This is a genomic window from Nocardia jiangxiensis NBRC 101359 (assembly GCF_000308615.1).
GTDB lineage: Bacteria > Actinomycetota > Actinomycetes > Mycobacteriales > Mycobacteriaceae > Nocardia > Nocardia jiangxiensis.
Map to the genome: position 1 here is coordinate 14,789 of NZ_BAGB01000037.1, position 24,753 is coordinate 39,541.

19 protein-coding genes and 1 pseudogene are annotated in these 24,753 nt (G+C 67.8%); 4 read left to right on the forward strand and 16 right to left on the reverse strand.

From position 1 onward, the window contains the following. Positions 1-17: 17 nt before the first annotated feature. The 5 genes from ON40_RS12105 to ON40_RS12125 form a co-directional block, all read right to left on the reverse strand. Positions 18-1,085: a DNA polymerase domain-containing protein gene (locus ON40_RS12105; RefSeq protein WP_040821885.1), complete on the reverse strand. Its 1,068-nt coding sequence runs from the start codon at positions 1,083-1,085 to the stop codon at positions 18-20. Continuing rightward, entirely contained in the window at positions 1,082-2,164 is a 1,083-nt protein-coding gene (locus ON40_RS12110; protein WP_218008776.1) for an ATP-dependent DNA ligase, read from the reverse strand. The genes ON40_RS12105 and ON40_RS12110 overlap by 4 nt, the downstream gene beginning before the upstream one ends. Before the next feature lie 166 nt (positions 2,165-2,330). Next, on the reverse strand, positions 2,331-2,726 hold the full coding sequence (locus ON40_RS12115; protein ID WP_040821886.1) for a cold-shock protein: 396 nt from the start codon (positions 2,724-2,726) through the stop codon (positions 2,331-2,333). Between the two features lie 32 nt (positions 2,727-2,758). Continuing rightward, positions 2,759-3,874, reverse strand: a complete 1,116-nt coding sequence (locus ON40_RS12120; protein ID WP_040821888.1) for an SPFH domain-containing protein — start codon at positions 3,872-3,874, stop codon at positions 2,759-2,761. A 14-nt stretch (positions 3,875-3,888) separates the two neighbouring features. Beyond that, the gene (locus tag ON40_RS12125) at positions 3,889-4,128 is read right to left on the reverse strand and encodes an NfeD C-terminal domain-containing protein (RefSeq protein WP_040821889.1); all 240 of its coding nucleotides are present in this window, start codon (positions 4,126-4,128) and stop codon (positions 3,889-3,891) included. 158 nt (positions 4,129-4,286) lie between these two features. Here ON40_RS12125 and ON40_RS12130 point away from each other — a divergent pair. Next, a pseudogene (locus tag ON40_RS12130) lies at positions 4,287-5,842 on the forward strand (DHA2 family efflux MFS transporter permease subunit). Positions 5,843-5,951: 109 nt separating this feature from the next. After that, a complete protein-coding gene (locus tag ON40_RS12135; RefSeq protein WP_085997703.1) occupies positions 5,952-6,815 on the forward strand; it encodes an SDR family NAD(P)-dependent oxidoreductase in 864 nt (287 codons plus the stop codon). Positions 6,816-6,905: 90 nt separating this feature from the next. Here the strand turns inward: ON40_RS12135 and ON40_RS12140 are convergent, their stop codons facing one another. Both ON40_RS12140 and ON40_RS12145 read right to left on the reverse strand, forming a co-directional pair. Then, on the reverse strand, positions 6,906-8,273 hold the full coding sequence (locus ON40_RS12140) for an aspartate aminotransferase family protein (protein WP_040821953.1): 1,368 nt from the start codon (positions 8,271-8,273) through the stop codon (positions 6,906-6,908). Between the two features lie 209 nt (positions 8,274-8,482). Continuing rightward, complete coding sequence (locus ON40_RS12145; RefSeq protein ID WP_051193012.1) at positions 8,483-9,964, reverse strand: MFS transporter; 1,482 nt, start codon at positions 9,962-9,964, stop codon at positions 8,483-8,485. A 54-nt stretch (positions 9,965-10,018) separates the two neighbouring features. Here ON40_RS12145 and ON40_RS12150 point away from each other — a divergent pair, with 54 nt between their 5' ends. Then, a complete protein-coding gene (locus tag ON40_RS12150) occupies positions 10,019-10,774 on the forward strand; it encodes a TetR/AcrR family transcriptional regulator (RefSeq protein ID WP_040821957.1) in 756 nt (251 codons plus the stop codon). 84 nt (positions 10,775-10,858) lie between these two features. Here the strand turns inward: ON40_RS12150 and ON40_RS12155 are convergent, their stop codons facing one another. From ON40_RS12155 to ON40_RS12175, 5 genes are all read right to left on the reverse strand, one after another. After that, the gene (locus ON40_RS12155; protein ID WP_040821891.1) at positions 10,859-12,190 is read right to left on the reverse strand and encodes an ABC transporter ATP-binding protein; all 1,332 of its coding nucleotides are present in this window, start codon (positions 12,188-12,190) and stop codon (positions 10,859-10,861) included. 18 nt (positions 12,191-12,208) lie between these two features. Next, entirely contained in the window at positions 12,209-13,945 is a 1,737-nt protein-coding gene (locus ON40_RS12160; RefSeq protein ID WP_040821893.1) for an ABC transporter permease, read from the reverse strand. Next, entirely contained in the window at positions 13,942-14,655 is a 714-nt protein-coding gene (locus ON40_RS12165) for an MgtC/SapB family protein (RefSeq protein ID WP_040821894.1), read from the reverse strand. The genes ON40_RS12160 and ON40_RS12165 overlap by 4 nt, the downstream gene beginning before the upstream one ends. A gap of 198 nt (positions 14,656-14,853) precedes the next feature. Beyond that, the gene (locus tag ON40_RS12170) at positions 14,854-15,480 is read right to left on the reverse strand and encodes a TetR/AcrR family transcriptional regulator (protein WP_051193013.1); all 627 of its coding nucleotides are present in this window, start codon (positions 15,478-15,480) and stop codon (positions 14,854-14,856) included. 23 nt (positions 15,481-15,503) lie between these two features. Next, entirely contained in the window at positions 15,504-17,375 is a 1,872-nt protein-coding gene (locus ON40_RS12175; RefSeq protein ID WP_040821961.1) for a Na+/H+ antiporter, read from the reverse strand. Positions 17,376-17,893: 518 nt separating this feature from the next. Between ON40_RS12175 and ON40_RS12180 the strand changes: the two genes are divergently transcribed. Next, positions 17,894-19,351 carry an FtsW/RodA/SpoVE family cell cycle protein gene (locus ON40_RS12180; protein WP_245567770.1) on the forward strand — a complete coding sequence of 486 codons (1,458 nt, stop codon included), beginning with the start codon at positions 17,894-17,896 and terminating at the stop codon, positions 19,349-19,351. Between the two features lie 13 nt (positions 19,352-19,364). Here the strand turns inward: ON40_RS12180 and ON40_RS12185 are convergent, their stop codons facing one another. Genes ON40_RS12185 through ON40_RS12200 form a run of 4 tightly spaced genes read right to left on the reverse strand, consistent with a single transcriptional unit; the run spans position 19,365 to position 24,716 of the window. Continuing rightward, entirely contained in the window at positions 19,365-20,705 is a 1,341-nt protein-coding gene (locus ON40_RS12185; RefSeq protein WP_040821896.1) for a pyridoxal-phosphate dependent enzyme, read from the reverse strand. After that, positions 20,705-22,231, reverse strand: a complete 1,527-nt coding sequence (locus ON40_RS12190) for an alanine racemase (protein ID WP_051193014.1) — start codon at positions 22,229-22,231, stop codon at positions 20,705-20,707. The genes ON40_RS12185 and ON40_RS12190 overlap by 1 nt, the downstream gene beginning before the upstream one ends. Beyond that, positions 22,228-23,508: a heavy-metal-associated domain-containing protein gene (locus tag ON40_RS12195; protein WP_040821898.1), complete on the reverse strand. Its 1,281-nt coding sequence runs from the start codon at positions 23,506-23,508 to the stop codon at positions 22,228-22,230. The genes ON40_RS12190 and ON40_RS12195 overlap by 4 nt, the downstream gene beginning before the upstream one ends. After that, positions 23,505-24,716 (reverse strand): aminotransferase class V-fold PLP-dependent enzyme, encoded by a 1,212-nt coding sequence (locus tag ON40_RS12200; protein ID WP_245567771.1) that lies wholly within the window; start codon positions 24,714-24,716, stop codon positions 23,505-23,507. Before ON40_RS12200 ends, ON40_RS12195 begins: the two co-directional genes overlap by 4 nt. Positions 24,717-24,753: the final 37 nt, after the last annotated feature.

A 24,753-nucleotide genomic window follows, 5' to 3' on the forward strand; every position in this document is an offset into this window, starting at 1 on the left:
GGGCGTGCGGGAAGGACTCACTCCTGGGTGCGGGCGCGACTGGGCTGCACGCGCGGCGGCTCGTTCGGCATCTTCGGGTACTGCGGCGGCCACGGGGCGTCCATCAGGCCCGAATCCTGGTCGCGGGCAGCCATTTTCAGGAGCGGTTCGATGGACTGGGGAGTGCGGTCGGCCCACGGGTCACCGAATTCGGCGACCCGTGCGGGCACCGTGGCGATGGTGAGCTCATCGGGCACGACGGTGTCCAGGGCATCCCAGGAGATCGGCGTGGACACCTGCGCGCCGACCTTGGGGCGCACGCACCAGGCGCCGAAAACCGTCTTGTGCGGGGCGTTCTGGTTGTAGTCGATGAAAACCCGGCTGCCGCGCAACTCCTTCCACCATTGCGCGGTGATCCGATCGGGATGGCGGCGTTCGAGTTCGCGGGCCAGGGCCACCGAGGCGGCGCGGACCTGATAGCCGTCCCATCGCGGTTCGAGTGCGACGTAGATGTGCAGGCCGCGCGAGCCGGAGGTCTTGATTCGCGAATCGATGCCCAGTTCGGTGAACAGCTCACGGGTGCAGATCGCCGCCTCGCGCAGGTCGGCGAATCCGATGCCGGGGGAGGGGTCCAGATCGATCCGCAGTTCGTCGGCGATGGCGAGATCACCGAGGACCTCGGTGACGGCCCGAGGTGTGGGCGTGTGCCCGGCGGCGGTGTCGGGCGGTCCGGCCGCCGCGTGGTTGGCCCAGACGTGAAAACCCAAGCAGCCCAGGTTGACCGCCCACAGGATGTGCGCGAGGTCGGCGGCGACGAGAGCGTCGCTGGTGGTGCCGTTGGGGGTGGCGACCTTCGTGGTCTGCAACCAGTCCGGGACAGAGGCGGGCACCCGCTTCTGGAACCAGGATTTGCCGCTCGCCCCGTCCGGATAACGCTCCAGCAGTACCGGGCGATTGCCGATGGTGCGCATGATCGGTTCCTCGACGGCCTGGTAGTAGCGCACCAGATCGAGTTTCGTCTCGCCGCGCTTGGTGAAGTAGATCTTGTCGGGATTGCTGATCCGCACGGTGCGACCGGCGGCCTCGATATCGATGGACTCGCTCATTTGCGCGCCTCGGCGAAGATGTCGGCGAGTTCGGCCGGGGCGACCTGCTCGAGCTGGGCGTAGGTGCACGATTCGGGCGTGCGGTCGTCTCGGAATCGGACCAGGCGGCCGCCGTGTCGCAGGCGCCCGGCCATGACGTGCTCGTAGCGGACCTCGGCGACGAGTTCGGGCCGCAGCGCCTCCCAGGACAGATCCTTGGTTCCGGTCCAGCGGCTCACCCCGCCGGGCATTTTCCCTTCGGCCTTGGCCTGGGCCGCGGCATCGGCCCACTGCCGCCACGGATGGTTCTCCAGGGCGTTCTCGCGCAGCGGCTGGAGTTCATCGACCAGCGCGGCGCGGCGGGCGGCGGTGAAACTGCTGGCCACGCCGACGTGATGCAGATTGCCCTGCTCGTCGAACAGCCCCAGCAACAGGGAGCCGACGCCTCGGCCGTCCTTGTGCCAGCGGAATCCGGCCACCACACAGTCGGCGGTGCGCTCGTGTTTGACCTTGATCATCACCCGCTTGTCCTGCAGATATGCCAGATCACCGGCCTTGACCACGACGCCGTCGAATCCGGCGCCCTCGAAACGGGTGAACCAGTCGCGGGCCAGCACCGGATCGGTGGTGATCGGCGTGAGATGCACACGATCGAGTGAATGATCGACGATGGTTTCCAGGATCTTGCGGCGTTCGGCGAACGGTTCGCTGGTCAGATCCCGGTCGCCCAGGGCGAGCAGATCGAAGGCCACGAAACTGGCCGGCGTCTCCACAGCGAGTTTGTTCACCCGTGAGGCCGCCGGGTGCAGGCGATTCTGCAGGGTGTCGAAATCCAGGCCGTGTTCGGTGACCACGACGATCTCGCCGTCCACCACACACCGTGGCGGCAGCGCCTGCGCGAGCAGGCTCACCAATTCCGGGAAATAACGGGTGAGCGGACGGTCGTTACGAGAGCCGAGTTCGATCTCGTCGCCATCGCGAAACACGATGCAGCGGAAACCATCCCACTTGGGTTCGTAGAACAGCTCCGGATCGTCCGGCAACTCCGATGCGGACTTGGCCAGCATCGGTCTGACCGGTGGCATAACGGGCAGATCCACACGATCCTCCTGGCGGTGTTTTCGGCCTCCGCTTCGCTCCGGCGTGTTCGTGGCCCGGTACGAATCGGTGTCTCAACCTGGTAGACGATGCGGGCGGGCAAAATTCATCGCCCGCATCGTCAGGAAGATCGTATGTGGTGGTACCGACAGAATTCGGTAGCGCCGATCAGCCTTCCAGCCATCCGTGCTGTTCGGCGAATGCCGTCAGTCGCTCGCGGATGGTGACTATCTCCCCGGCGGTCAGCGCCGGGCTGGCATCGAGCAGTAGTTCGGTGATCAGGCGTTTGTGCTCGGCGGCGGTGAGTACGCTGGCGCCGCGTTCGCGGTTGCGATGGCGCGGCACCGGCGGCTGGCCCGCGACCAGGGTCAGATTGACCGCTTTCGGACCCCGATCACCTTCGGTCACCTCGAATTCGAAAACCCGTCCCTGGCGCAGTTCGTCCTCGTCGAGCCCGATGTCGTTCACATGAACGAAGACATCGGGGCCGCCGTCTTCCGGCCGAATGAATCCGAACCCCCGTGAACTGTCGAAGGACACCAATTTCCCGATCGACACCTGCACCCGCTCCTCATTGCCGTCACTGTGCCGTCACTCTAACTGTCCCGCTGTTCGTTGTCGGTGGATTCACCGGTGGAAGAGAGGGCTTTCTGCAGCGAGTTGAACACCGTCAGACCCTGGCCGACCATGCCGTTGACGAGCTCGCTGACGCCGTCGGGTCCGTTCAGCACGGTCAGGTTGGCGTGCGAGAGGCCGACCGAGGCCTGCTTGACGATTTCGGGCAGCTGTTCGATGAGCAGCTGGTCCAGGGCGATGCGGTTGTTCGACGCGGCGGCCTCGGCCTGGATGCGGGTGCGGTCGGCCTCGGCCTGGGCGAGCACGCGCACTCGTTCGGCCTCGGCTTCGGCGGGCTTGACCACCTCGGTCTGCAGCTGCTGTTCGCGCAGCTGGGCTTCCTTGCGGGCGCGTTCGGCCTGCGCGGTGAGCACCTCCTGCAGCGCGATGGCCTCGGCCAGCGGGCCGGCCTGGGATGCCTCGGCCTTGGCCTTATCGATGTCGCGCTGGTATTCGGCCTGCAGAATCGCGGTCTGGCGCTGGTATTCGGCCTGCTTGCGGCGGGAGGCCTGTTCGGCTTCGGCGGCGGCCTGCGAGGCGGCGGCCTGGGCGATCTGCGCATCGCGCTGGACCGCGGCGTTGTGCGGGGCCGCGAGGGCGCCGATGTAGCCGAGGTTGCCGTCGTCGATGGACTGGATCTGGAACGAGTCGACCCACAGGCCGATATTGCTCATCTCCACCTTCGAGGCCACCAGTACCTCGTCGGCGAGCTTCTGGCGTTCGCGGATGATCTCCTCGACCGTCATCGAGCCGACGATCGAACGCAGATGTCCGGAGAAGATGCGGCCGGTCAGCACCGACATCTCCCGCTCCTGCTCGGACAGGAAACGCTGCGCGGCGTTGACCACCGACTGGGTGTCGTTGGCGACCTTGAAGGCGATCACGGCGCGCACATCGAGCTGGATGGCCTGCTTGGTGACGCAGCGTTCCTGGATCTCGGCCTCGTACATGGCCAGCGACAGATATCTGACCTTGCGGAAGAACGGCATCACCCAGGCGCCGTGCCCGGTGATCACCCGGAACGGCGCATTGTCTCTGGCCTTGCCCCCGCTGACGAGCATCGCCTCGTCCGGATCGGGCACGTGGTACCCCAGCACTGTTGTCTCCCTTGTTATCTCGACATTTCCCCACCCGGTGCGACGTCGAGCGGGAACCAGGGAACGACATCGACGATCCGGCCCGGATGCACCTCGACGATCAGGACGGTCGCGAACCGCTCGATGGGCTCGGTGGATCGTGCGATGTAACTCTCTGTCCCCCCTCGGATCGCGACCAGGACCTCCCCGAGCATGCCTTCGCTGCGGATCGGCGATGTGAGCGTACCGGTCAAACCCTGCACCGGGTCGGTCATCGCATCGAACTCCTTACCGGGCAATGGTGAACCGGGTGTTTTTCCACCGTACCGCTCTGTATTGCCGAGTAGAACCGAATATTCGACCGACGTGCCGACGTCCCACTCGCGGAAAATTGGCGCTGGTCATCCAGGCGTGTCCGTGCAAGGCTGAAACGGTGACCACACCTCCGGATAGTCAGGCCGCGCAGCCGGATCCGACCTCCGACAAGCTCGATGCGAGCGTGTTGAAGGTGGCCGGTGTCGTGGTGCTCGGCGCGATCATGTCGATCCTCGACATCACCGTCGTCACCATCGCTCTGCCCACATTCCAGAACACATTCCACGCCAGCTACGCGATCGCCGCCTGGTCGATGACCGGCTACACGCTCGCACTGGCCACCGTTATTCCGCTGACCGGCTGGGCGGCGGATCGATTCGGCACCAAACGCCTCTACATGATGGCGTTGACCTTCTTCGTGCTCGGCTCGCTGCTGTGCTCCACCGCATGGAACATCGAGTCGCTCATCGCTTTTCGCGTGATCCAGGGCCTCGGCGGCGGCATGCTGATGCCGCTGGGGATGACGATCATGACCCATGCGGCCGGTCCGCAGCGGATCGGCCGAGTGATGGCCGTCCTCGGCGTGCCGATGCTGCTGGGGCCGATCCTGGGCCCGATCCTGGGTGGCTGGCTGATCGATGTGCACTGGTTCGGTATGGCCGGATGGCACTGGATCTTCCTGATCAACGTCCCGATCGGCGCGCTGTCGCTGATCCTGTCCTTCGTGGTGTTCGCCCCCGACCGGCCCGAACCGTCCGAGGCGTTCGACTTCGTGGGCATGCTGCTGGCCTCGCCGGGCCTGGCGCTGTTCCTGTTCGGGGTCTCCTCGATCCCGGAGAAGCACACCGTGCTGGCGGCGCGGGTGTTGATTCCCGCGGTGATCGGGCTGGTGCTGATGGTGGCGTTCGTGTTGCACGCGTTGCGAACCGACCATCCGCTGATCGATGTGCACCTGTTCCGGAACCGTTCGCTGACCTTCGCAGTGCTGACCATGGTGTTCTTCGCGATCGCGTTCTTCGGCGCGGGTCTGCTGCTGCCCAGTTATCTGCAGCAGGTGCGCGGTCTGACGCCACTGCACGCCGGACTGCTGATCGCGCCGCAGGGGTTGGGCGCGATGCTGACGATGCCGATCGCCGGACGGCTGGTGGACAAGATCGGTCCCGGGCGCATCGTGATGACGGGTCTGGTCGTCATCGCGATCGGCACGCTGTTCCTCACCCAATTGCATGCCGATCCCCTTATTCCATGCTGATGGCGGCGCTGTTCGTGATGGGGCTGGGCATGGGCTGCACCATGATGCCGGTGATGACCGCCGCCATCCAGACATTGACCCACGCGCAGGTGGCGCGCGGGACGACGCTGATGAATATCGTGAATCAGACCGCGGGCTCGATCGGCACCGCGGTGATGTCGGTGGTGCTGACGAACCTGCTCAACAGCAAGCCGTTTGCGCAGGCGGCGATCGCCTCGCACTTCAACCCGGCGATCGCGAAGCAGTTGCCGCCGGGCGCCCTGGCCGCCGGATTCGATCAGGCTGCCGCGGCGTTCGCGCACACCTTCGTGGTGGCCGTGGTGCTGGTGGTGATCACGCTGATCCCGGCGTACTTCCTGCCGAAGGTCAAACCGTCCCTACCGCAGGATTCGTCCGATGCTCCGATAATGATGGGGCACTGAGCGTTTCGGATCGAGCGCCCGCCTCCCGACTGTGTCGGGAGGCGGGCGCGCCTGCGGTGGAATGCCTTTCGGGCGGCCTCGCGGGCTTGCGGGAATGGAAGGACAGCGCATGGTGGCGCAGAAGACGACCGGGCCGGATCTGACCGGCCGCACGGTCGTGGTGACGGGTGCGAGTTCGGGTGTCGGCGCGGCCGCGGCGGCGAAGCTGGCGGCGCGCGGTGCGACGGTCGCGGTGGTCGGCCGCTCGCCGCAACGGACGGTCGCGGTGGCCGAGCGGATCGGGGCGGAGCCGTTCGTCGCCGATTTCGCCCGGCTCGACGATGTGCGGGAACTGGCCAGGCGGTTGATCGACCGCTATCCGGTCATCGATGTGCTGGCCGACAACGCGGGCGGCGCGTGGGCCAGGCGGACGATCACCGTCGACGGAAACGAGCAGACCTTCCAGGTCAACCATCTCGCCCCGTTCCTGCTCACCGGCTTGCTGTTCGATCGCCTGGTGCATTCGCGCGCCCGGGTGGTCAATACCGCGAGCACGATCTACCGGTTGGCCAGGCTCGATCCGGACACGGTGAACGCGCCGACCGGTTACTACAGCCAGCTGTTGGTGTACGCCACGTCGAAACTGGCGAATGTGATCTTCACGCGCGAACTCGCGCGCCGGGCCGAGGGCACCGGATTGACCACCGCCGCATTCCATCCCGGCGTGGTCGCCACCCACGTCTACGACGATGCGCCGCTGGGTGTGGGCGCGGTGATCCGCTTACCGCTGCTGCGACCGCTGATCATCCGCCCGGAGCAGGGCGCGGACCCGCTGGTCCATCTGGCCACGACCGCGGATGCGGTGAACGGCAAGTACTTTCACCGCTTCCGGCTCGAGGAGCCACGCAACGCCCTGGCCCGAGATGCGGAATTGGCGCAGCGACTGTGGGACATGTCCGAGAAGCTCGTGGGTCTCACACTGCCACCGACGTAGGGTTCGGCAGCGGGTGGTCGACCGTCACGATCGCCGATGCCGAATCGGTGTGGAATGCCGATGGCCAGGCGTTCGCACGGTCCTGACCCGCTAGCTCCCGATGCGCACTCCGAGCGAGGCGACCGCGTCCCCGATCGCGGTGTCCAGGATGGACAGGCCCAGGGCGAGTTCGTCCTCGGTGGCGGTCAGCGGTGGAGCGATCCGGAATACGCCGCCCATACCGGGTAGCTGCACGATGTTCATGTGCAGGCCCAGTTCGAGGCAGCGGCGGGTGACCAGGGCGCCGAGTTCGTCCGAACCCTGTTTGGTCTTGCGGTCCAGCACGAGTTCCAGACCGGCGAGCAGGCCGCGGCCGCGGATGTCGCCGACCACCGCATGCCGCTGTCCGAGATCTTCCAGGCCCTCGCGCAGGATCGCCCCGAGGTGCGCGGCCCGCGCGTCCAGACCGTCGCGCCGCAGCACCTCGAGTACGGTGTTGCCGACCGCGGCGACGAGCGGATCGGCGACATGCGTGGTGAAGAACAGGAATCCGCGATCGTGCGCCCGCTGTTCGATCTCGGCGGAGGTGAGGACCGCCGCCAGCGGCAGCCCGGCGCCGAGTGTCTTGGACAGCACGAGAATGTCCGGCACGATGCCCTCGCCTTCGAACGCATACCAGGATCCGGTGCGGCACAGACCCGTCTGCGCCTCGTCCACGATCAGCAGCATGTCGCGCTCGCGGCACTTGTCCCGCAGGGCGGTCAGATATCCCAGCGGCGGTTCGATGATCCCGCCCGAGCTGAGGATCGGCTCGATCAGACAGGCCGCGAGGCTGCCGGTGGACTGGGCGTCGATGAGATCGAAACCCAGATCCAGCTGCCGTCGCCAATCCAGTTCGCCGGTGGCCGTGGTGATATCGGGCCGGTAGGCGTGCGGGACCGGCAGGGCGAAATTGCCGGGTGCGGCCGGGCCGTATCCGCGGCGGCCCGCGCTGTAGGTCGCTCCGGCCGCGGCCTGGGTCATCCCGTGCCAGGACCGGGCGAACGAAACGATCTCGTGCCCGCCGGTGACCAGCTTCGCCATCCGGATCGCGGCCTCGTTGGCCTCCGCGCCGGTGGTCAGCAGCAGCGCCTTCTCCAGCGGTGCGGGCAGTGTCGCGGCGAGTCCGGCGGCCAGATCGATGACCGGCGGGCTGAGCATGCCGCTGTAGAGGTGGTCCAGTTCGCCGATCTGGCGTCGGACGGTCTCCACGATCTCCGGATGCGAATGCCCCAGAATCGCGCTCATCTGACCGGAGGTGAAATCCAGGATCTTCCGGCCGTCCCGGGTGTAGAGGAAACTTCCGGCGGCGCGGGTGATGATCTCGCCGACGAAGTCCGCATGCCCGGCGTAACGCACGAGATGACGTTCGGCCTCGGCGCGCGCGGCCGAATCCGGGGAAGACGCGAGCGCCCGCGTATCGGAGGTGGAGGAACTCATGGCCTCGACGGTACGGGCCGAACAGGGCAGACGTACACCGATCGGAACCGCCACGCGACCGGCGATCCCCGACGGGCGCAGCCGGTGCCCTCGCCGACCTCCGAAAAGCCTTCGGCCGTGGATGTTTCCAGCACAGCCCGGCGACCGAACGGTGCGCGGACACGGGCACAGGGTGAGATTCCCTGTGCCCGTGCGGCATAGCTGTGCTGCTAGGCGACCGGGGTGCTCTCGGGTTCCTCGGCCGGTGTGGGCCGATGGCCCCGCAGCAGGATCAGGCCCAGGGCCGCGGCGGCGAGGCAGAAGCCGACGCTGATCCACGAACCGGTGGACATGGCGGCGGTGAAGGCGGACTTCGCCGGACCGACCAGGCCCAAGTGGAATGCGGCGCCGATGGATTCACGCGCCGCGGCCGGAGCGTCGGCGGGCATGTGCGCGGTGTACACCCCGGCCAGGACGCTGCCGATCACCGCGATACTGATCGCCTGCCCGACCTGCTGGAGCGTGTCGTTCATGGCCGAGCCGACCCCGGCATGTTCGACGGGGATGGCGTTGAGGATCGAGGAGTAGGCCGCCGGACCGGCCAGGCCGCCGCCGATGCCCATGATCATCATGCTGGCCAGCACCCACGGATAGCTGTCCGCATTGGCCAGCACGGCGAACGCACCGGCCATCACCGCGAGTCCGGCGACGATGAGCGTCTTGTTGCTCACCGTCTTGCCCAGGGTCGCGCCCAGGCCGTTGAACACCGCGGCCGCCACCGCGTAGGGCAGCAGCGCCCAGCCCGCCCGCATCGGCCCGTAGCCCAGGACGAACTGCAGATACTGGGTCAGGATCAGCAGCACCGCACCCATGCCGAAGACCATCAGCAGCAGCGTCAGGCAGGTGCCGGTGAAATCCCGGTTCCGGAACACGCCCAGCGGCAGCATCGGATGCTCGGAGCGGTGCTCCCACCAGCCGAATCCCGCTCCGGCCAGGACGGCCAGCGCGATCACCGGAATGTTCCACTCGCGCTGGATGATCACGTACACCGCCGAGGTCAGCGCGACGATCGAGAGCACGACCCCGACCGGATCGACCGGGCGCTGCTCACCGCGGGTCTCGGGCATCAGCACCACCGCGGCCACGATCGCGATCACCGCGACCGGGATGTTCAGCAGGAACACCGAACCCCACCAGAAGTGTTGCAGTAGTAGGCCGCCCAGCGTCGGGCCGAGCACGATGCCGACCATCGACACCGTCGACCAGGCCGCCATGGCCTTGCGCCGCTCGTCCTCGGCGAAGGTGGTCATCAGGATCGACAGGGTCGAGGGCATCAGCAGCGATCCGCCGACGCCCATCGCCGCGCGCGCCGCGATGACCTGCCACGGCGCGTCGGCGAGCACCGCCAGCAGCGAGGCGGCGCCGAATACGGCCAGGCCGGTGATGAGCATGCGGCGTCGGCCGAAGCGGTCGGACAGACTGCCCGCGGTCAGTAACAGTCCGGCGAAGACCAGGATGTAGGCGTCGAGGATCCACTGAACATCCGCGGGGGTGGCGTTCAGGTCCCGGATCAGCGACGGGATGGCGATATTGAGCACGGTGCCGTCGATCATCAGCACCAGCAGGGATAGGCACAGCACCACCAGAATCCACCAGCGGCGCGGATCGCGGACCTGTGTGTCCGCCGGTTCTGGTACAGCGTTCGATTCCACTCGCACAGCGTACGATAATCTCGAACGGCGTGCGATTGAATTAAGGTGGGTGCCGTGACCAAGCCATTCACCTCGGTATGGGCGCGTGAGCCGCGCCGTCCCAGAAGCTCCGGGCTCGGTCGGGGGCAGATCGTCGCGGCGGCGGTGGAGATGCTCGACGCCGAAGGGCTCGAGTCGCTGAGTATGCGCAAGCTCGGCGCCCGGCTGGGTGCGGGGGCGACCAGCCTGTACTGGTACGTCGCGAACAAGGACGAACTACTGGAACTGGCCATGGACGAGGTCTGGGGGCTGGTGGAGGTTCCCGACCCGGACCGTGCGACGTGGCGCGAGGTGACCACCAGCACGGCCTACGGACTGCGGGTCGTGCTGCTCGAACATCCGTGGCTGGCGAATCTGCTCGGCCGGATGCCGATGGCCGGGCCGCACGCGTTCGCCATGAGCGATCGGCTGCGCCGGGCGTTCGTGCGCGCCGGATTCACCGGTGTGGACGTCTATCTGGCCAGTGGCACGCTGATGGGTTTCGTTCTGGGACAGGTCATTCCGGAGATCGGTATCCGTCAGGTGAGCAAGGACGGCAGGTACGACCCCGCCACCATGGTGGACGTGGTGGAGCGAGTCGCCGCGGACTATCCGGAGATGCGCGCGGATTTCCGGCAGACCGTAGAGATGGATCCCGAGGCCGCACGCGCCATGGCCTTCGACTTCGCGCTGCTGTGCCTGCTGGACGGTCTCGCGGCCCGGCTCGCGGCGGCGGGCGTTCCGGCGTCTTCCGGGCAACCCGCGGACAACGGCGTGCGGGAGCGTCGATGATGCTGTGCCGGTAGAGGATTCGGGCGCGTAGGTTCTGGGCGATGTGGCGAGCGGGTCGTACCCAGGTGTGTGATGCGAACCGGATCAGTGCCAATTGTCCCGCACGGCAGTGAATTCCGCCGCGGCCGGGTCGGCGGTGATCTCGTCGTCGTCGGCGTCGTAGTCGTAGAGTTCGGCATACCGGCCCCAGGCGATGGCGACCTCCAGTTGACGTCGCGCGTCCTCGGCGGAGAATCCGCGCCGCAGCAGATCCAGGAAGAATCCGCCGCGCAGCGTGCCGTCGGTGCTTCCGGCCAGGCCCTTGCAGATGGTGCGCACCAGCGGCGCCCGATGCCGGGCCTGTTCGGCGAAGATCGTCTTGCTCTCCTGGATGTCGGCGGTGGTGTAGCGGGTGCCGATCTCGGTCAGGGTGATGTCACCGGATTCGAGGGTGATGAAGCCGAGCATCGCCGCGGCGTCGACCAGCGGCAGCAGATCGTCGATCTCGAAGTTCAGCGTATCGGCGACCACGGGCAGATCCGCGCGCCCGCCGTTGGCGTACACCAGCTCGACCAGACCGGCCAGCCCGCCCACCGAGGCGTCCGGCAGCGGGGTCGCGGTCGGGGTGGCCTTCTCGGGTTCCGGTGCGGGACGCTGAGTTTCGCGGCCGGTCAGCAGGCCGTAGATCTCGTCCACGAGCAGTTCGAAACCCGGCGCGCGGCGATCACGCGGACGGGCCTGCGGCACCGGGATCTCGGCGATGATCCGGCCCGGATTGGAGCCCAGCACCACCACCCGGTCCGCGAGCAGCACCGCCTCCTCGATGTTGTGGGTCACGATGCAGATCGATTTGGTGGGGAAATCGTCCGTGGCCCACAGGTTCACGATCTCCGTGCGCAGGTTCTCCGCGGTCAGTACGTCCAGGGCCGAGAACGGCTCGTCCATCAGCAGCAGATCCGGTTCCAGGACCAGGGCGCGGGCGAAACCCACGCGCTGGCGCATACCGCCGGACAACTCCTTGGGGTAGGCGGCCTCGAAGCCGTCCAGGCCGATCATATCGATCGCGGCCAGGGCGCGGCGGCGTCGCTCGGGACGCGGGACGCCTCGCGCGGCCAGCCCGAGTTCCACATTGGCCTGCACGTCCAGCCACGGCATCAGCGCGAAGGACTGGAACACCAGGGCCGCACCGGGATTCGCGCCGTCCAGTTCGGCGCCGCGGTAGCGGACCGTGCCGGTGGTCGGTGCGATCAGGCCCGCGATGGTGCGCAGCAGGGTGGACTTGCCCGATCCCGAACGGCCCAGCAGGGCAACGATTTCGCCGCTGCGCAGCGTCAGATCGATGTGTTCGAGCACCTGCAGGATGTCACCGGCCGCACCGGTGAACGCCTTGCCGACGCCGTCGACCTCCAGCAACACCTCGCCGGATCGTGCGGACATGGTCTCAACCTCTCCTGGTCACAGCGAATACCGACGTTCGGCCAGGGCGTACAGCCGGCGCCAGAACAGCCGGTTGATGCCGACGACATAGATGCTCATCACCACGACGCCGACCAGGATCCGTCCCCAATTCCCGTCGCTGGTGGCGTCTTTGATGTACGCGCCGAGTCCGGGGGCCTTCAGCGTCGTGCCGTGGTAGGTCACGACCTCCGCGACGATGGAAGCGTTCCACGCGCCGCCCGCGGCGGTGATACCGCCGGTGACGTAGCTGGGGAAGATCGCGGGCAGGATCAGCTTGCGCCACCACAATCGGCGGGGCAGTTGCAGATTGGCCGCGGCCTCGCGCAGATCATTGGGCACCGTACTGGCCCCGGCGATGATGTTGAACAGGATGTACCACTGCGCACCCAGCGCCATGAGCAGGATCGCGGCCCAGTTCAGGCTCGCCCCGGTGGCCACCATCGCCGCGGTCACCAGCGGAAACAGGAAGTTCGCCGGAAAGCTCGCGAGCACCTGCACCACGGGCTGGGCGAACCGGGAGATCCTGGGGTTCAGCCCGATCCACACGCCGATCGGAACCCAGATCGCACTGGCGATGATCAGCAGCACGATCACGCGCACGAGCGTGAGCGCGCCGAGTCCGAACGCGTGCAGCACCTCGCCGAAACCGACCGTGGCGTCGATGTAGTCCACGACGCGGTAGCAGCCGTACCCGATCACCGCGACGACGACCACGGCGAATACGACATCCCCGGCGCGGCGACGGACCGGCGTGACGTGCAAGCGGTACTCCGCGAGCCCGAAGACCGCCATCACCCGGTCCAGCGGACCGACCAACGGGCCGAAGACCCGCCCGAGGCCCTCGGGAATACTGCTGCGCCGCAACAGATTCAGCGTCACGCTGCGCGGCGCTTCGGCGGGTTCGGAATCCTCGATGCGGAATCGTTCGGCCCAGGTGGTCAGCGGTCGCCAGAACAGCGCGTTGACCCCGATGACCAGGACGATCATGATCGCGATGGCGATCAGCACCTTGCCGGTCGCGCCCTCGTCGGTGGCGGTGGCGACGTAGGAGCCGATGCCCGGCAGTGCGTAGTTGTGGTTGTTCACGCTGATCGCCTCCGAGGCGACCAGGAAGAACCAGCCGCCGCCGAAACTCATCATCGCGTTCCACACCAGCGGCACCATGCCGCCGGGGACGTCGACCCGCCAGAACCGCTGCCAGCGTGACAGGCGCAGATTGCGTGACGCCTCGTCCAGTTCGCGGGGCTGGGAGATCAGGCTGTGGTAGAAGGCGAAAGCCATGTTCCACGCCTGCGAGGTGAAGATCGCGAAGATCGACGCACATTCCAGGCCCAGCTGCGAACCCGGGAACAGCGCGATGAACGCGGTCACCGTCACCGACAGGAAACCCAGGATCGGCACCGACTGCAGAATGTCCAGCAGCGGCAGCAGCACCGTGCGGGCCCGGCGCAGACGAGCCGCGGCGGTGGCGTAGACGAAGGTGAATGCGACCGAGAAGCCGAGTGCGACGAACATCCGCAGCAGTGAGCGGGCCGCGTAGTACGGCAGCTCCGATGCGGAGGTGGACACCGTCGCGGGTGCCGTGGCCGGGTTGAACCGGACGTTGACCCCGCCGGAGACCCGCACGGCCGCCCAGATCAGCACCGCCGCACCCGCGAACACGACGACGTCGGCCAGCCGGGAGCGCGGGCGCTCGAGCGCGCCCCGGGACGGGAAGGATCGCGCGGTGGTCACCGGTCCTCCGGTGCCGCGGGATGCGGAATGCTCCAGCCGACGCTGGTGACCGACGGTTCCAGGCTCAACCGGCTCACCGCCGACTCCATCTGCCGGTCGTCGCGCTCGTCGCCGATCAGCTCGGCGCTCACCTCGACCCGGCCCGCCTCACCCGCATTGCGGCTGGAGATGGAGACCAATCGGAAACCGGTGCGGGTCAGCGCCTGCACCAGCAGCGCGCGCACGTGCGCCTCGTTGGCGTCGTCGGTGACCGCGGCGAACAGATACTGCGCGAGCTGCTCGCTGCCCGCCTCGGGATGCCGGTCGACCGCGCGTCCGGCGTAGCGCAGCACGGTGTTCACCACGACGACCACCACCGTCCCGGCGGCTGCGGTGGAGTACATGCCCGAACCGGCCAGCGCGCCGACCGCGGCCGAACACCATAGCGTCGCAGCGGTATTGAGGCCCCGCACGCTCAGGCCCTCGCGCATGATCACACCTGCGCCGAGGAATCCGATACCCGAAACGATCTGCGCGGCAACGCGGGTCGGGTCCGCGGAGGTGCCGTGGAAACCGTGTGCGGACAACAGCACGAACAAGGTCGCACCCGCGGCGACCAGAGCGTTGGTGCGCAGGCCCGCCATCCGGGCGCGGTACTGGCGTTCCACACCGATCACCGCACCGAGGCCGACGCCGGCGCCGAGGCGCAGCAGCATTTCCAGGGTCGACATGACGTACTCCCGATCTCCCGAGCGCGCTCTCCCGCGCCGGAGGCTACCGGTAGGTCAGTCGAATGGCGGGTATTGGAGATGGTCGCGCGGTGAACAGTTGGCGAATGGGTACGAACTATCACCGTCGGGCACGCTGACCACCTCCTTCAGGTTCTCTCGTGCGGTGTTTTCCGCGTCGTCGCGGCTCACATCGGATGCTCAGCTACGGTACATCGTCCGATACGCGCAGATGGTCTCCACGACGTGATCGACCAGTTGTTCCCGGGTCGCGCGCAAGCTGCCGTTCAACCAGGCCGAGAACATCCCGGCATTGCCCGAGGCCATGGTGACCGCGGCCAGGCGCCGCTGCGCGGGATCGGCGATATGGGTGAACAGATGATCCTGGATCAACCGGGTGAAGGCGGGCATCACCGCGATGGTGGTCTGCCCGAGACCGGTCGAGGAGTACGGCTCCACCAGGAACAGCCGCGATTTGCGCGGATCCTGCAGAACGGTGTCGATGAGCGCCTCGGCCAGCGCGCGGATCCGCTCGGGATCGTCGGCGACGGCGAAAGCAGTCATCGGTTCCAGGAATTCGGTGGCCACCTGCCGGTACAGCACGTCGAGCAGATCGTCGCGATCGGTGAAGCTCTCGTAGAAGTAGCGGTCGGTCAGTCCCGCGCGGCGACAGACCGCGCGCATGGTGACCCCGGCCGCACCGGATTCGCCGATCAGATCCAGCGCGGCTTCGAACAACGCGGTCCGGCGGGCCTCGCGACGTTCGGTGAGCGTGGTCCCGCCCCAGATGCGGGGCTCGGGACCGGGGGAGTCCTGACCTGAATGCACGAGGACAACCCTAACGGGAATCCTCAGCCGAGCAGCTCGTCGATATAGCACCAGCGCCACTTCTCGCCCGGCTCCACGCTGCGCATGACCGGATGGCCGGTCTCGGCGAAGTGGCTGCTGGCGTGGTTGCCCACCGAGGAGTCGCAGCATCCGACATGCCCGCAGGACAGGCACATTCGCAGATGCACCCAGGTCAGCCCCTCGGCGATACATTCGGCGCAGACCTCGGGCAGATCCGGCACCGGGATGTGCGGCGCCTCGCGCAGATGTTCACACGCGCCGACGGTCGGGCCGCGCAGCGGATCCGGCGGCAGATCGTCGCCCTCGGCGACCCGGTCGATGGTGGACTCCTCGATATCGAGCACACCCATCACGCGGTCCAGGATCTCGTGATCGAGCGTGCCCGAATCGCGTACGCGCAGTACGGCTTCGCGCTCGGCGGCCAGCATCGCCAGGCGCAGCCGCCGGTACTCCCCGCTGGGGGTGATCCGCACCGATTCCGCGCGACCCAGCTGCTCCCAGGCCGCGAACACCCGGCGTTCGACCCGATCCCGCAGTGCGGCAACGACTTCCGGAGGCGTCTCGGCGACGATGTTCTCCTCCAGCGCGGCCAGTCCCGCCGTGGTGGCCTGCTGCAGCAGATTGGCCTCCTGCAGGGCGTCCTCGGCGCGACTGGGCCCGCGCAGCCGCAGCACCCGCACCAGCAGGGGCAGCGAGACACCCTGCAGCAGCAGGGTGCCGCCCACGACCACCAGCGCGAGCAGTTTGAGGGTGGCCAATTCCGGTGTGCTGGAAGGCAACAGCAACGCACCGGCGAGGGTCACCACACCGCGCATACCGGCCCAGGACACCACCGTCGGGCTGGTCCACGGCGGTGCGGGCTTACCGCGCGGGCGCGATTCGACCCACCAGGCGAAATAGGTGGCCGGATAGACCCAGATCGGCCGGGCCAGCACCACGGTCACCAGCACCGCGGCGCAGGTCAGCAACAGGGTGGTGTGGTCCAGGCCGCTGGACCAGGCGTCCTCGAGAATGTGCCGGACCTGCAGGCCCATCAGCAGGAACACCGCGTTCTCCAGGATGAACTGGATGGTGCGCCAATTGGTGCGTTCGGCGATGCGCGAGGCCGCGGTCTGCCACACCGGCGCGCCCTGGCCCAGGATCAGCCCGCACACCACGACCGCGATCACCCCGGACGCGTGCGCGGCCTCGGCGGGCAGATAGGCCGCGAACGGGGTGATCAGCGACAGGCTGGTGTCCAGGACCGGATCGATGATGCGGCGGCGCAGCAGCGCCAGCACTCCGGCCGCGACGATGCCGATGGCCGCGCCGCCGACCGCGGACCACAGGAAATCGCCCCCGGCCTGCCACACACTGAACGCACCGGCCATGGCCGCGACCGCGGTCCGCAGCGCCACCAGTGCGGTCGCGTCGTTGAACAGCGCCTCGCCTTCGAGCAGGGTCACGATGCGCCGGGGCATGCCCACCCGGCGCGCGATGGCGGTGGCCGCGACCGAATCCGGCGGGGACACGATCGCCCCGATCGCCACCGCGGCGGCGAACGGGATGTGCAGCAGCGCGTGCACCACGGCCGCGACGGCGAAGGTGGTGAACAGCACCAGTCCGACCGACAGCAGTCCGATGGAGAGCTTCTTGGGTTTGAACTCCACCAGGGAGGTGCTGATCGCCGCGGTGTAGACCAGCGGCGGGAGCAGGCCGAGCAGCACCATCTCGGGATCGATGTCGATCTCGGGCACGAACGGCAGATAGGACGCGCCGATTCCGGCGACGGTGAGGATCAGCGGTTCGGCCATGCCGACTCGGCGGGCGAGGGCGGCCAGGCCCACGGTGACCGCGGCCAGCGTCACCAGTCCGAATGCGATATGCACCCTCATATCCTGCCAGTCGGGCAAACCGGTCGGCGCGGTCGGTGTTCGCGTGGGCACGGATCGGCCCCGACGATCCCGGCGGGCGAATGCGCTGCGCATGGTCGGTGCGAGGTGCCACGCGGGTCCGTGTCGACGACACGGGCCGGACTCGTGCCGCAGGTGTGCCGGTGGCGTACCTGGGCAATCCGCTCGGTGACAGGCGTGTGCGGGAGGTGTCTCCTGTACGACGTGTCCGACCGCACCCGCATACTGGTGGACGTGAGCGAGGTTGCGAGCGAACCGGAAAGACAGTACGCCCGGCGTCCCGCCACGCCCGGCGTCGGTGAGGTGCGGGTCGTGAGCGAGCAGGTCGTGTGGCACGGAGCCGAGCGTCGGCGAGGTGGAGTTGTGCGCGGGTTCGCCGCTCAGGTGTGGAGGCAGCGCGTTCGGCGGGTGTCTGGGCCGAGCGCGGGTGGATCGGCCGGTGATCGATGGGTACGGTGTGCCGGGCGCATGTGGGAGGCGAGGCGTTGCGAGGTGGAGTTGTGAGTGCGTCGCGGGAGAACACCGGTTCGGGGCCGATCGTCACGGTGTCCGGGCCGATCGGCCGGCGCAATCCGCGTCGCGCGGAACTGGTGCTGTGCATCGGGGCCGTGGTGATCGTGGCGGTGGCGGCACTGGCGATGTCCGCGGCCACCGGCGGTGGCGCGGATTCGCTGCGCTGGTCGCTGTCGGTCTTCGTAGTGCTGACCCTGCTGGCGCATCTGGCCGTGCGGGTGCTGGCGTCCAAGGCGGATCCGGTGATCCTGCCGTGCGTGGTGCTGCTCAACGGACTGGGACTGGTGCTCATCGATCGGCTCGACCGGGCCGAGCGGACGACCGCGGCGTCACTGGGCGAGCCCGCACCCTCCTCGGATGCCGCGCATCAGCTCATCTGGACCGCGGTGGGTATCGCGCTGTTCGCCGCGGTGCTCGCGACCGTGCGCAATCACAGCCAGCCCGCCCGGTACGCGTACACCTGCGGTCTGGCCGGTGTGGTGGCGCTGCTGGTGCCCGCGGTGCTGCCGTCCAAGTTCAGCGAGGTCAACGGCGGCAAGAGCTGGATCCTGTTCCACGGCTTCTCGATTCAGCCCGGTGAGTTCGCCAAGGTGCTGCTGCTGATCTTCGTCGCCGGATTCCTGGTGGCCAACCGCGATCTGTTCAGTACCGCGGGCAAGAAGGTGCTGTGGTTCACCGTGCCGCGGTTGCGTGATCTGGGCCCGCTGCTGCTGGTGACGCTGCTGGCGGTGCTCGTGCTGGTCTACGAGAAGAACCTCGGATTCTCGCTGCTGGTATTCGGGACCGTGCTGGCGATGGTGTACATCGCGACTCGGCGCGCGTCCTGGCTGCTGATCGGGATCGCGATGTTCGCGGTCGGCGCGATCATCGCGTACAACCTGTTCGCCCACGTGCGGGTGCGTGTGCAGGTGTGGGAGGACCCGTTCGCGACCTACTACACCAACGGATTCCAGATCGCGCAGGGCTTGTTCGGTCTGGGCACCGGCGGTCTGTGGGGCGCCGGGCTGGGCGCGGGGCGACCGCAGGAGGTGCCGTTCGCCAAGACCGACTTCATCATCGCCACGATCGGCGAGGAACTGGGCTTGTTCGGGCTGACCGCGGTGATCATCCTGTTCATGATCATCACGCTGCGCGGGTTCAGCGCGGCGCTGACCACCCGCGACTCGTTCGGCAAACTGCTCGGCGGCGGACTGGCGTTCTCGCTGGGCTGGCAGCTGTTCGTGGTGGTCGGCGGCGTCACGAAACTGATTCCGCTGACCGGTCTGACCACACCGTTCATGTCCTACGGTGGTTCCTCGCTGCTGGCGAACTACATCATCATCGCGCTGCTGATCCGCATCTCGCACGATGCGCGCAGTGCCCCGCCGCCCGCGCCGCCACCGGTCGCACCGATCGCCGACGCGATGACCGAACATATCGCCCGGCCGCAGAACCCGCAGCACTGATCCGCGGCCGGGTTCACCCGCGCGGCGAGCCCTCGAGGGTTTTTCCGGCATCACGCCAGGCGACGATGCCGCCCTCCAGGCTGCTCGCGTCGTAACCGGCCCGCCGGGCCCGCGCCGCGAATCGCCGGGACACCTCGCCGACCGGGCACACGAACACCAGCGGCCGGGTCCGGGAGAACGGGATGCCCTGGGAGAACATATCTTCCAGCTGATCGTCGCGGATATTGAGCGAGCCGGGGACGTGCCCGATCCGGTAGGCCATCGCGCCCCGGGTGTCGACGATGACGGGCTGGGCCGCGCCGTCGGCGCGCGCATCTAGGCGTTCGAGCTCGTCCGGGCTCAGCGCCGGCACCGCCGCCAGTTCCTGCGCATCGGGTGCGACGGCCCGGGAATCGTTGCGGCCGAACAGATCCGGACGACGCTTCTTGATGTACGACAGGTACGGCTCGACCCGATCGCAGACGATCACGACCGCGACCGCCGGTGCGCCCGGGGAGGCGGCCGAATGATCCACCGTCCGTAGATGTTCGATCGCCGCGGCGTAGGTCGCACCGCTGGTTGGCCCGGCCAGGATGCCGTAGCCGGTGGCCAGCTCGAGGGTGCCCTCGATCGCGCTCGCGGCGGTGACGGTCATGATGCTGTCGTAGAAGTCGGGCTGGAACAGCCCCACATCCCACATCTCGGTCTCCGAACGGATACCGGGGATGAAATCGGTGCGTTCGGACACCACTGCGACAGCGCGCAATTCGGGATTGTGCTTGCGCAGATAGCTCGCCGTGCCCCGGGTGGAGCCGGTGGTGCCTAGTCCGCCGATCAGATAATCGACGCCCGCGCCGTCGAGGTCCTCGTGGATCTCGCGGCCCGTGCCGTGATAGTGCGCCTCGATATTCTTCTCGTTCGTGTACTGGGACGGATGATGGTATGCGCCGGGATGTTTGGCCATCGTCGATTCGATGACCGAGTACACGTCGTTGGGGGTGGTCGGGTCCGGGCATTCGGACAGGCCCGGCAGTTCCTCGATCTTCGTATCGAACAACTGCAACAGGTCGCGCACCTCACCGACCTTGATGCGGTTGGTGATCGCATGCAGGCCGACCCCGCGCATCGCGCCCAGAATGCGCAGCGCCTTGGCGGTGTTGCCGCTGGACGCCTCGATGAGGGTCTGTCCCCGGGCGGCGATGTCGTCGATATCGTCGCGGATCATGCCCCAGGCCACTCGGTCCTTGACCGAACCGAACGGGTTGCAGGACTCCAGTTTCGCGTAGAGGTCGACGTTCTCGAGCCCGTGCACGGCGGGATCCAGACGCAGCAGCGGCGTGTTGCCGATGAGTTCGGTGATGTGGTCGTAGCGCATCAGGCGACCCCGTCCGCGGCGATGCTCGAGGGTTCCAGCACGGAGTGCTCGGGCCGCTCGGCGGCGGGCTCGTATTCGGCATCGCGACAGATCCGGAACCCGTCCCCGTCGTGGACGACGGCGAGCTTGGGCGGCGGTTCGTGCATCGCCGCCGAGGCGGCCGACAGATCCATGTGATACGCGGCGGTATTCGGGAATACCACCAGATCCCCGGGCTGCGGCAGGATCTCGGGCCACACCTTGTGATTGGTGATCAGATCGCGCTCGAGACACAGCCTTCCGGCGAAATACACCCCGACCCGCTCCTGCTCCATTGCGACATCGCCCGAATCCGCTGCGGCGCACCCGGTTCCGAACAGCCCGCGGCGATCGGCACCGGGCAGCACCAGCGGATCCACCATGACCTCCTGATCGGCCGGGGTGACCGAATCGCGTGACAGATCGAGATTGACCAGCACGCTGCCGTCCGCGGCCCGCTTGACGAATTCGACACGCGCGATGGTGATTCCGGCGTGATCGACCAGCGCCTTACCGGGTTCGAGCCAGATCTCGAGCAGGTTCTCCGTGACGATCTGCGCGAAAGTGCGACCGCCGTGTCCCTCCAGCGGCGCGGCGAGCATCTCGTCGAGCATGCGGGTGGCGGGCACGGTGTTGGCGTACTTGTGGAACACCGGCGTGCCGTGCGCGCGGGTTCCATCTATCTGATAGCCGAAGGTGTTGCCGCCCCAGGCCATCGGCTCACCGCGGCCCACCAGCGCCTCGCGCAGCGCCAGCACGTAGGCGTCGAACCGGTCGGCGTCCGCGGTGAACACCTGCCGGAATCCGCCACCGATATCCAGCACCGACGGGGTCAGATCGTAGGAATAGGCCAGTTCGATCAGCTCCAGGCAGGCCTCGGCGGCACGCAGACGTTCGCCCGGTTCTCCGGAATCGATATGGAAGGCAAGACCCCGCAGGTCGAGCCGGGTGCGATGCGCCGAGAGCAGCCGCAATGCCTCCTCGGCCCCGGACAGTGCGATGCCGAACCGGCTCACCGCACTGTTCCGGAAACCTGAGATGCGCAGCAGCACAGGAACTCTTGCTCTGTCCTCGGCGAGTTCGGCCAGGCGTGCCAACTCCCAGAGATTGTCCACGTTGACGCTCACCCCGGCGTCGAGAAGCTCGCGCAGGAACCGCTCACCCTTCGGACCGGTCGCCTCGATCCGGGCCGCGGAAAATCCTACGCCCAGCGCCGCGGACAGCTCCTGCGGCGAGGCGACATCAACCCCGATACCGGCCTGCTCGGCGGTGCGCAGCAGTGCGCGCGAGCGATTCGCCTTGTGCGCGTAGCAGATCCGATACCGCGACAGGTGCGTGTCCAGCACCGATCGCAACCGGCTCAGGTTCTCCGCGTACACCTGCGGGAACAGCAGATGGGCTGGCGAGCCGAACCGCGCCACGGCGTCCTGCACGGCATCGGGAGTGTTCAGGAAGGCCCGCACCAGCGGATGGATCTTCGCCGGCAGTCCGGGGGCCGGTGCGTTCATCGGGCGGTCTCGGGCAGCGCGGCCTCCTGTGCCAGTGCCACGGCGGGCGCGGCATGGGTCGGGTTGTAGCCGCTGTCGCGCAACGCCTCGAAGACGCGGTGGCGATTGCGCGGACTTCGGAACTCCGCGACGACCCGCTTGCTGATCAGATCGACGTCGTGCACCCGGATCTGCATGGACTCCAGTACCCCGGTGATGGTGCGCACACAATGTTTGCAGTTCATATCCGGGACGTGGAACACCTGGTTCTCCGCGTCGAGCTCACCGTCGCCTGGCGCGGCGTCGTCAGGAATCTGCGTGACGGTCAACTGCGGCACGATCGCGACGAACAGATCCACGAGACGATCCACCACCATCGGCAGCACGCTGTAGTGCTCGCCGTCGAGCCGATGCGGCATGGCGGCCAGGCACGCGGGGCGGGCCCCGGGCGGCAGCAGCGCGTACTGGCGGGCGATGAGATCCAGTTCGTCGTGGTACTTCTCGATCGCCGCGGGCACCGACAATCCCTCCACGCTGGTCGCGCGGCGCATCACCGCGTGCGCGTCGGCGATGGTGGCGTCCTTCATCGCGCGCAGGGTGGCCACGGTGTCGGGGGTGTAGCGGACGGTGCCGTCGGGCTGGGCCGCGAAACTCACCGGAATCATCCCGCGCCGATAGGTGGAGGCCTGCAACTCCCAGTACCAGCGCGTGGCGACCGCACCGAAGACACCCGAATCGCGCAGGCCACAGGCGAATTCGACCGGCGTCCGATAGGGCGTGGCGTGCGCGAGCAGGGCGTGCTGGGCCAGCGCCCGCCCGGTGGCCTCGATGCCGACCCGGAACACATCGATCGGATCGTGATCGGTCGTGGTGCCCTCGAGGACGTCGCGATCGGCTTCGGTCAGCGCCGAGATGCGTTCGGCCAGTGCGGAATCGGCCTCCAGAGCGCGCCACAGCACCAGCACCGCCTCACGGGTGGCGATCGGCACGATCGGCCCGAGACCGCCGGTGCGGACGTGTCCGGTGTTGGGGATGCCGTCGCTGTCGGTCCAGGCGATCCGGTGGGTGGCGCTGGTGACCTGGTCGGGACGGCACGGCCGCATGAAGCTTTCCAGATACATCCGCTGGGACAGCGTCAGATGGCTGTCGGGTTCGGGGCGCATCGCCGCGCGGGTGTAGTCGATCCGCGTCACGGTCGCGGGCGCGAGCCGTTCGAACAGTCCCGGGCGTGCGAGTGCGGCCAGAACGCGCGAGGCCGCACGCCGATCGTAACGGGGGTGTGGCGGGCTGAGTGTCATGGTCCGACCTCCCTGGCGATCGCGGCGAGCGTGTCGACGAATCGGTCGATATCGTCGGCGGTGGTGTAGATGTGCGTGCTGACCCGGACCGAATCCGCATCGGCCCGGCCATCGGCGGGCGGCACACAGTGCGCGCCGGTGCGAACCAGGAATCCGGCCTCGGCCAGGACGAATCCCAGGTCCGTCGAACCGATCCCGGCGAGCGTGAACGACACTGTGCCGTAACCGATCTCGCAGGGCGCGTACGCCGGGCCCGGGGTGAATTCGAGTCCGGGCAGCGGGCGCAGGCCCTCGATGAGCCGCCGGGTCAGCACCCGATTGTGCTCGGCGATGACATCCACGCCGATCTCGTCCAGGACGTTCAGCGCCGCGCCGATGGCCAGGATGCCGGGGATGTTGTGGGTGCCACCCTCGAGTCGTTCGGGCATCCTGGCATATTCCAGATTCGAATCAGTCGGTGCAACACCGGAATTCCCACCGGGAAGGAACGGTACGAGTTGCTCGTGCACGCGCCGCGAGCAGTGGAGTATGCCGGTTCCGGGCGCACCGAACATCTTGTGCGCGGACAGGACCGCGAAATCCGCGCGCAACTCGGTGACATCGATCGGCAGATGCCCGCCGCTCTGGCTGCAGTCGAAGCACAACAGGATTCGCGGATCGAGTCGGCCGCGCAATTCTTCGAGCGTGTTCAGCGCGCCGAACACGTGATGCAGGTGGCTCACGGTGATCAGCCGGGTGCGGGGGGACAGCCGGGCCGCGATGTCCACGGTGTCGGCCTCGCCGAGTTCGGTGACCCGGTAGGGGATCAGCCGGATGCGGCGGCCGAACCTGGCCAGCATGTCGCGCAGATGCAACCAGGGATACACGTTCGAGGCGTGATCACGTGGGCTGTAGAGGATCTCGTCGCCGTCCTCGAGATTGGCCAGACCCCAGCTCAGCGCCACCGCATTCAGGCCCGCGGTGGCCCCGGGAGTGAAGACGATCTCCTCGGGTGCGGCGCGCAGATGCGCCGCGACCTGCGCCCGGACGTGTTCGATGGCGCCGGTGAGCGTGGTGGCCCACGGATAGGTGCCGCGACCGGCGTTGGCGGTGCGTTCGCGCAGGTAGCCCTCGACCGCCGCGATCACCGGTGCGGGCTTCTGCGTGGTCGAGGCGCTGTCCAGATAGACCTCGGCCGCCGCGGTGACCGCGGGGAACAGTCGGCGCACCGCCTCCGGTGAGATCGGTTCCGGCGGTGGCGGTGTC

Excerpts from the sequence above, each read along its gene's own strand:
- ON40_RS12105 (WP_040821885.1), bottom strand. The coding sequence starts at position 1,085 with ATGAGCGAGTCCATCGATATCGAGGCCGCCGGTCGCACCGTGCGGATC.
- ON40_RS12125 (WP_040821889.1), bottom strand. The coding sequence starts at position 4,128 with ATGACCGACCCGGTGCAGGGTTTGACCGGTACGCTCACATCGCCGATC.
- ON40_RS12135 (WP_085997703.1), top strand. The coding sequence starts at position 5,952 with ATGGTGGCGCAGAAGACGACCGGGCCGGATCTGACCGGCCGCACGGTC.
- ON40_RS12140 (WP_040821953.1), bottom strand. The coding sequence starts at position 8,273 with ATGAGTTCCTCCACCTCCGATACGCGGGCGCTCGCGTCTTCCCCGGAT.
- ON40_RS12155 (WP_040821891.1), bottom strand. The coding sequence starts at position 12,190 with ATGTCCGCACGATCCGGCGAGGTGTTGCTGGAGGTCGACGGCGTCGGC.
- ON40_RS12165 (WP_040821894.1), bottom strand. The coding sequence starts at position 14,655 with ATGTCGACCCTGGAAATGCTGCTGCGCCTCGGCGCCGGCGTCGGCCTC.
- ON40_RS12175 (WP_040821961.1), bottom strand. The coding sequence starts at position 17,375 with ATGAGGGTGCATATCGCATTCGGACTGGTGACGCTGGCCGCGGTCACC.
- ON40_RS12185 (WP_040821896.1), bottom strand. The coding sequence starts at position 20,705 with ATGCGCTACGACCACATCACCGAACTCATCGGCAACACGCCGCTGCTG.
- ON40_RS12190 (WP_051193014.1), bottom strand. The coding sequence starts at position 22,231 with ATGAACGCACCGGCCCCCGGACTGCCGGCGAAGATCCATCCGCTGGTG.
- ON40_RS12195 (WP_040821898.1), bottom strand. The coding sequence starts at position 23,508 with ATGACACTCAGCCCGCCACACCCCCGTTACGATCGGCGTGCGGCCTCG.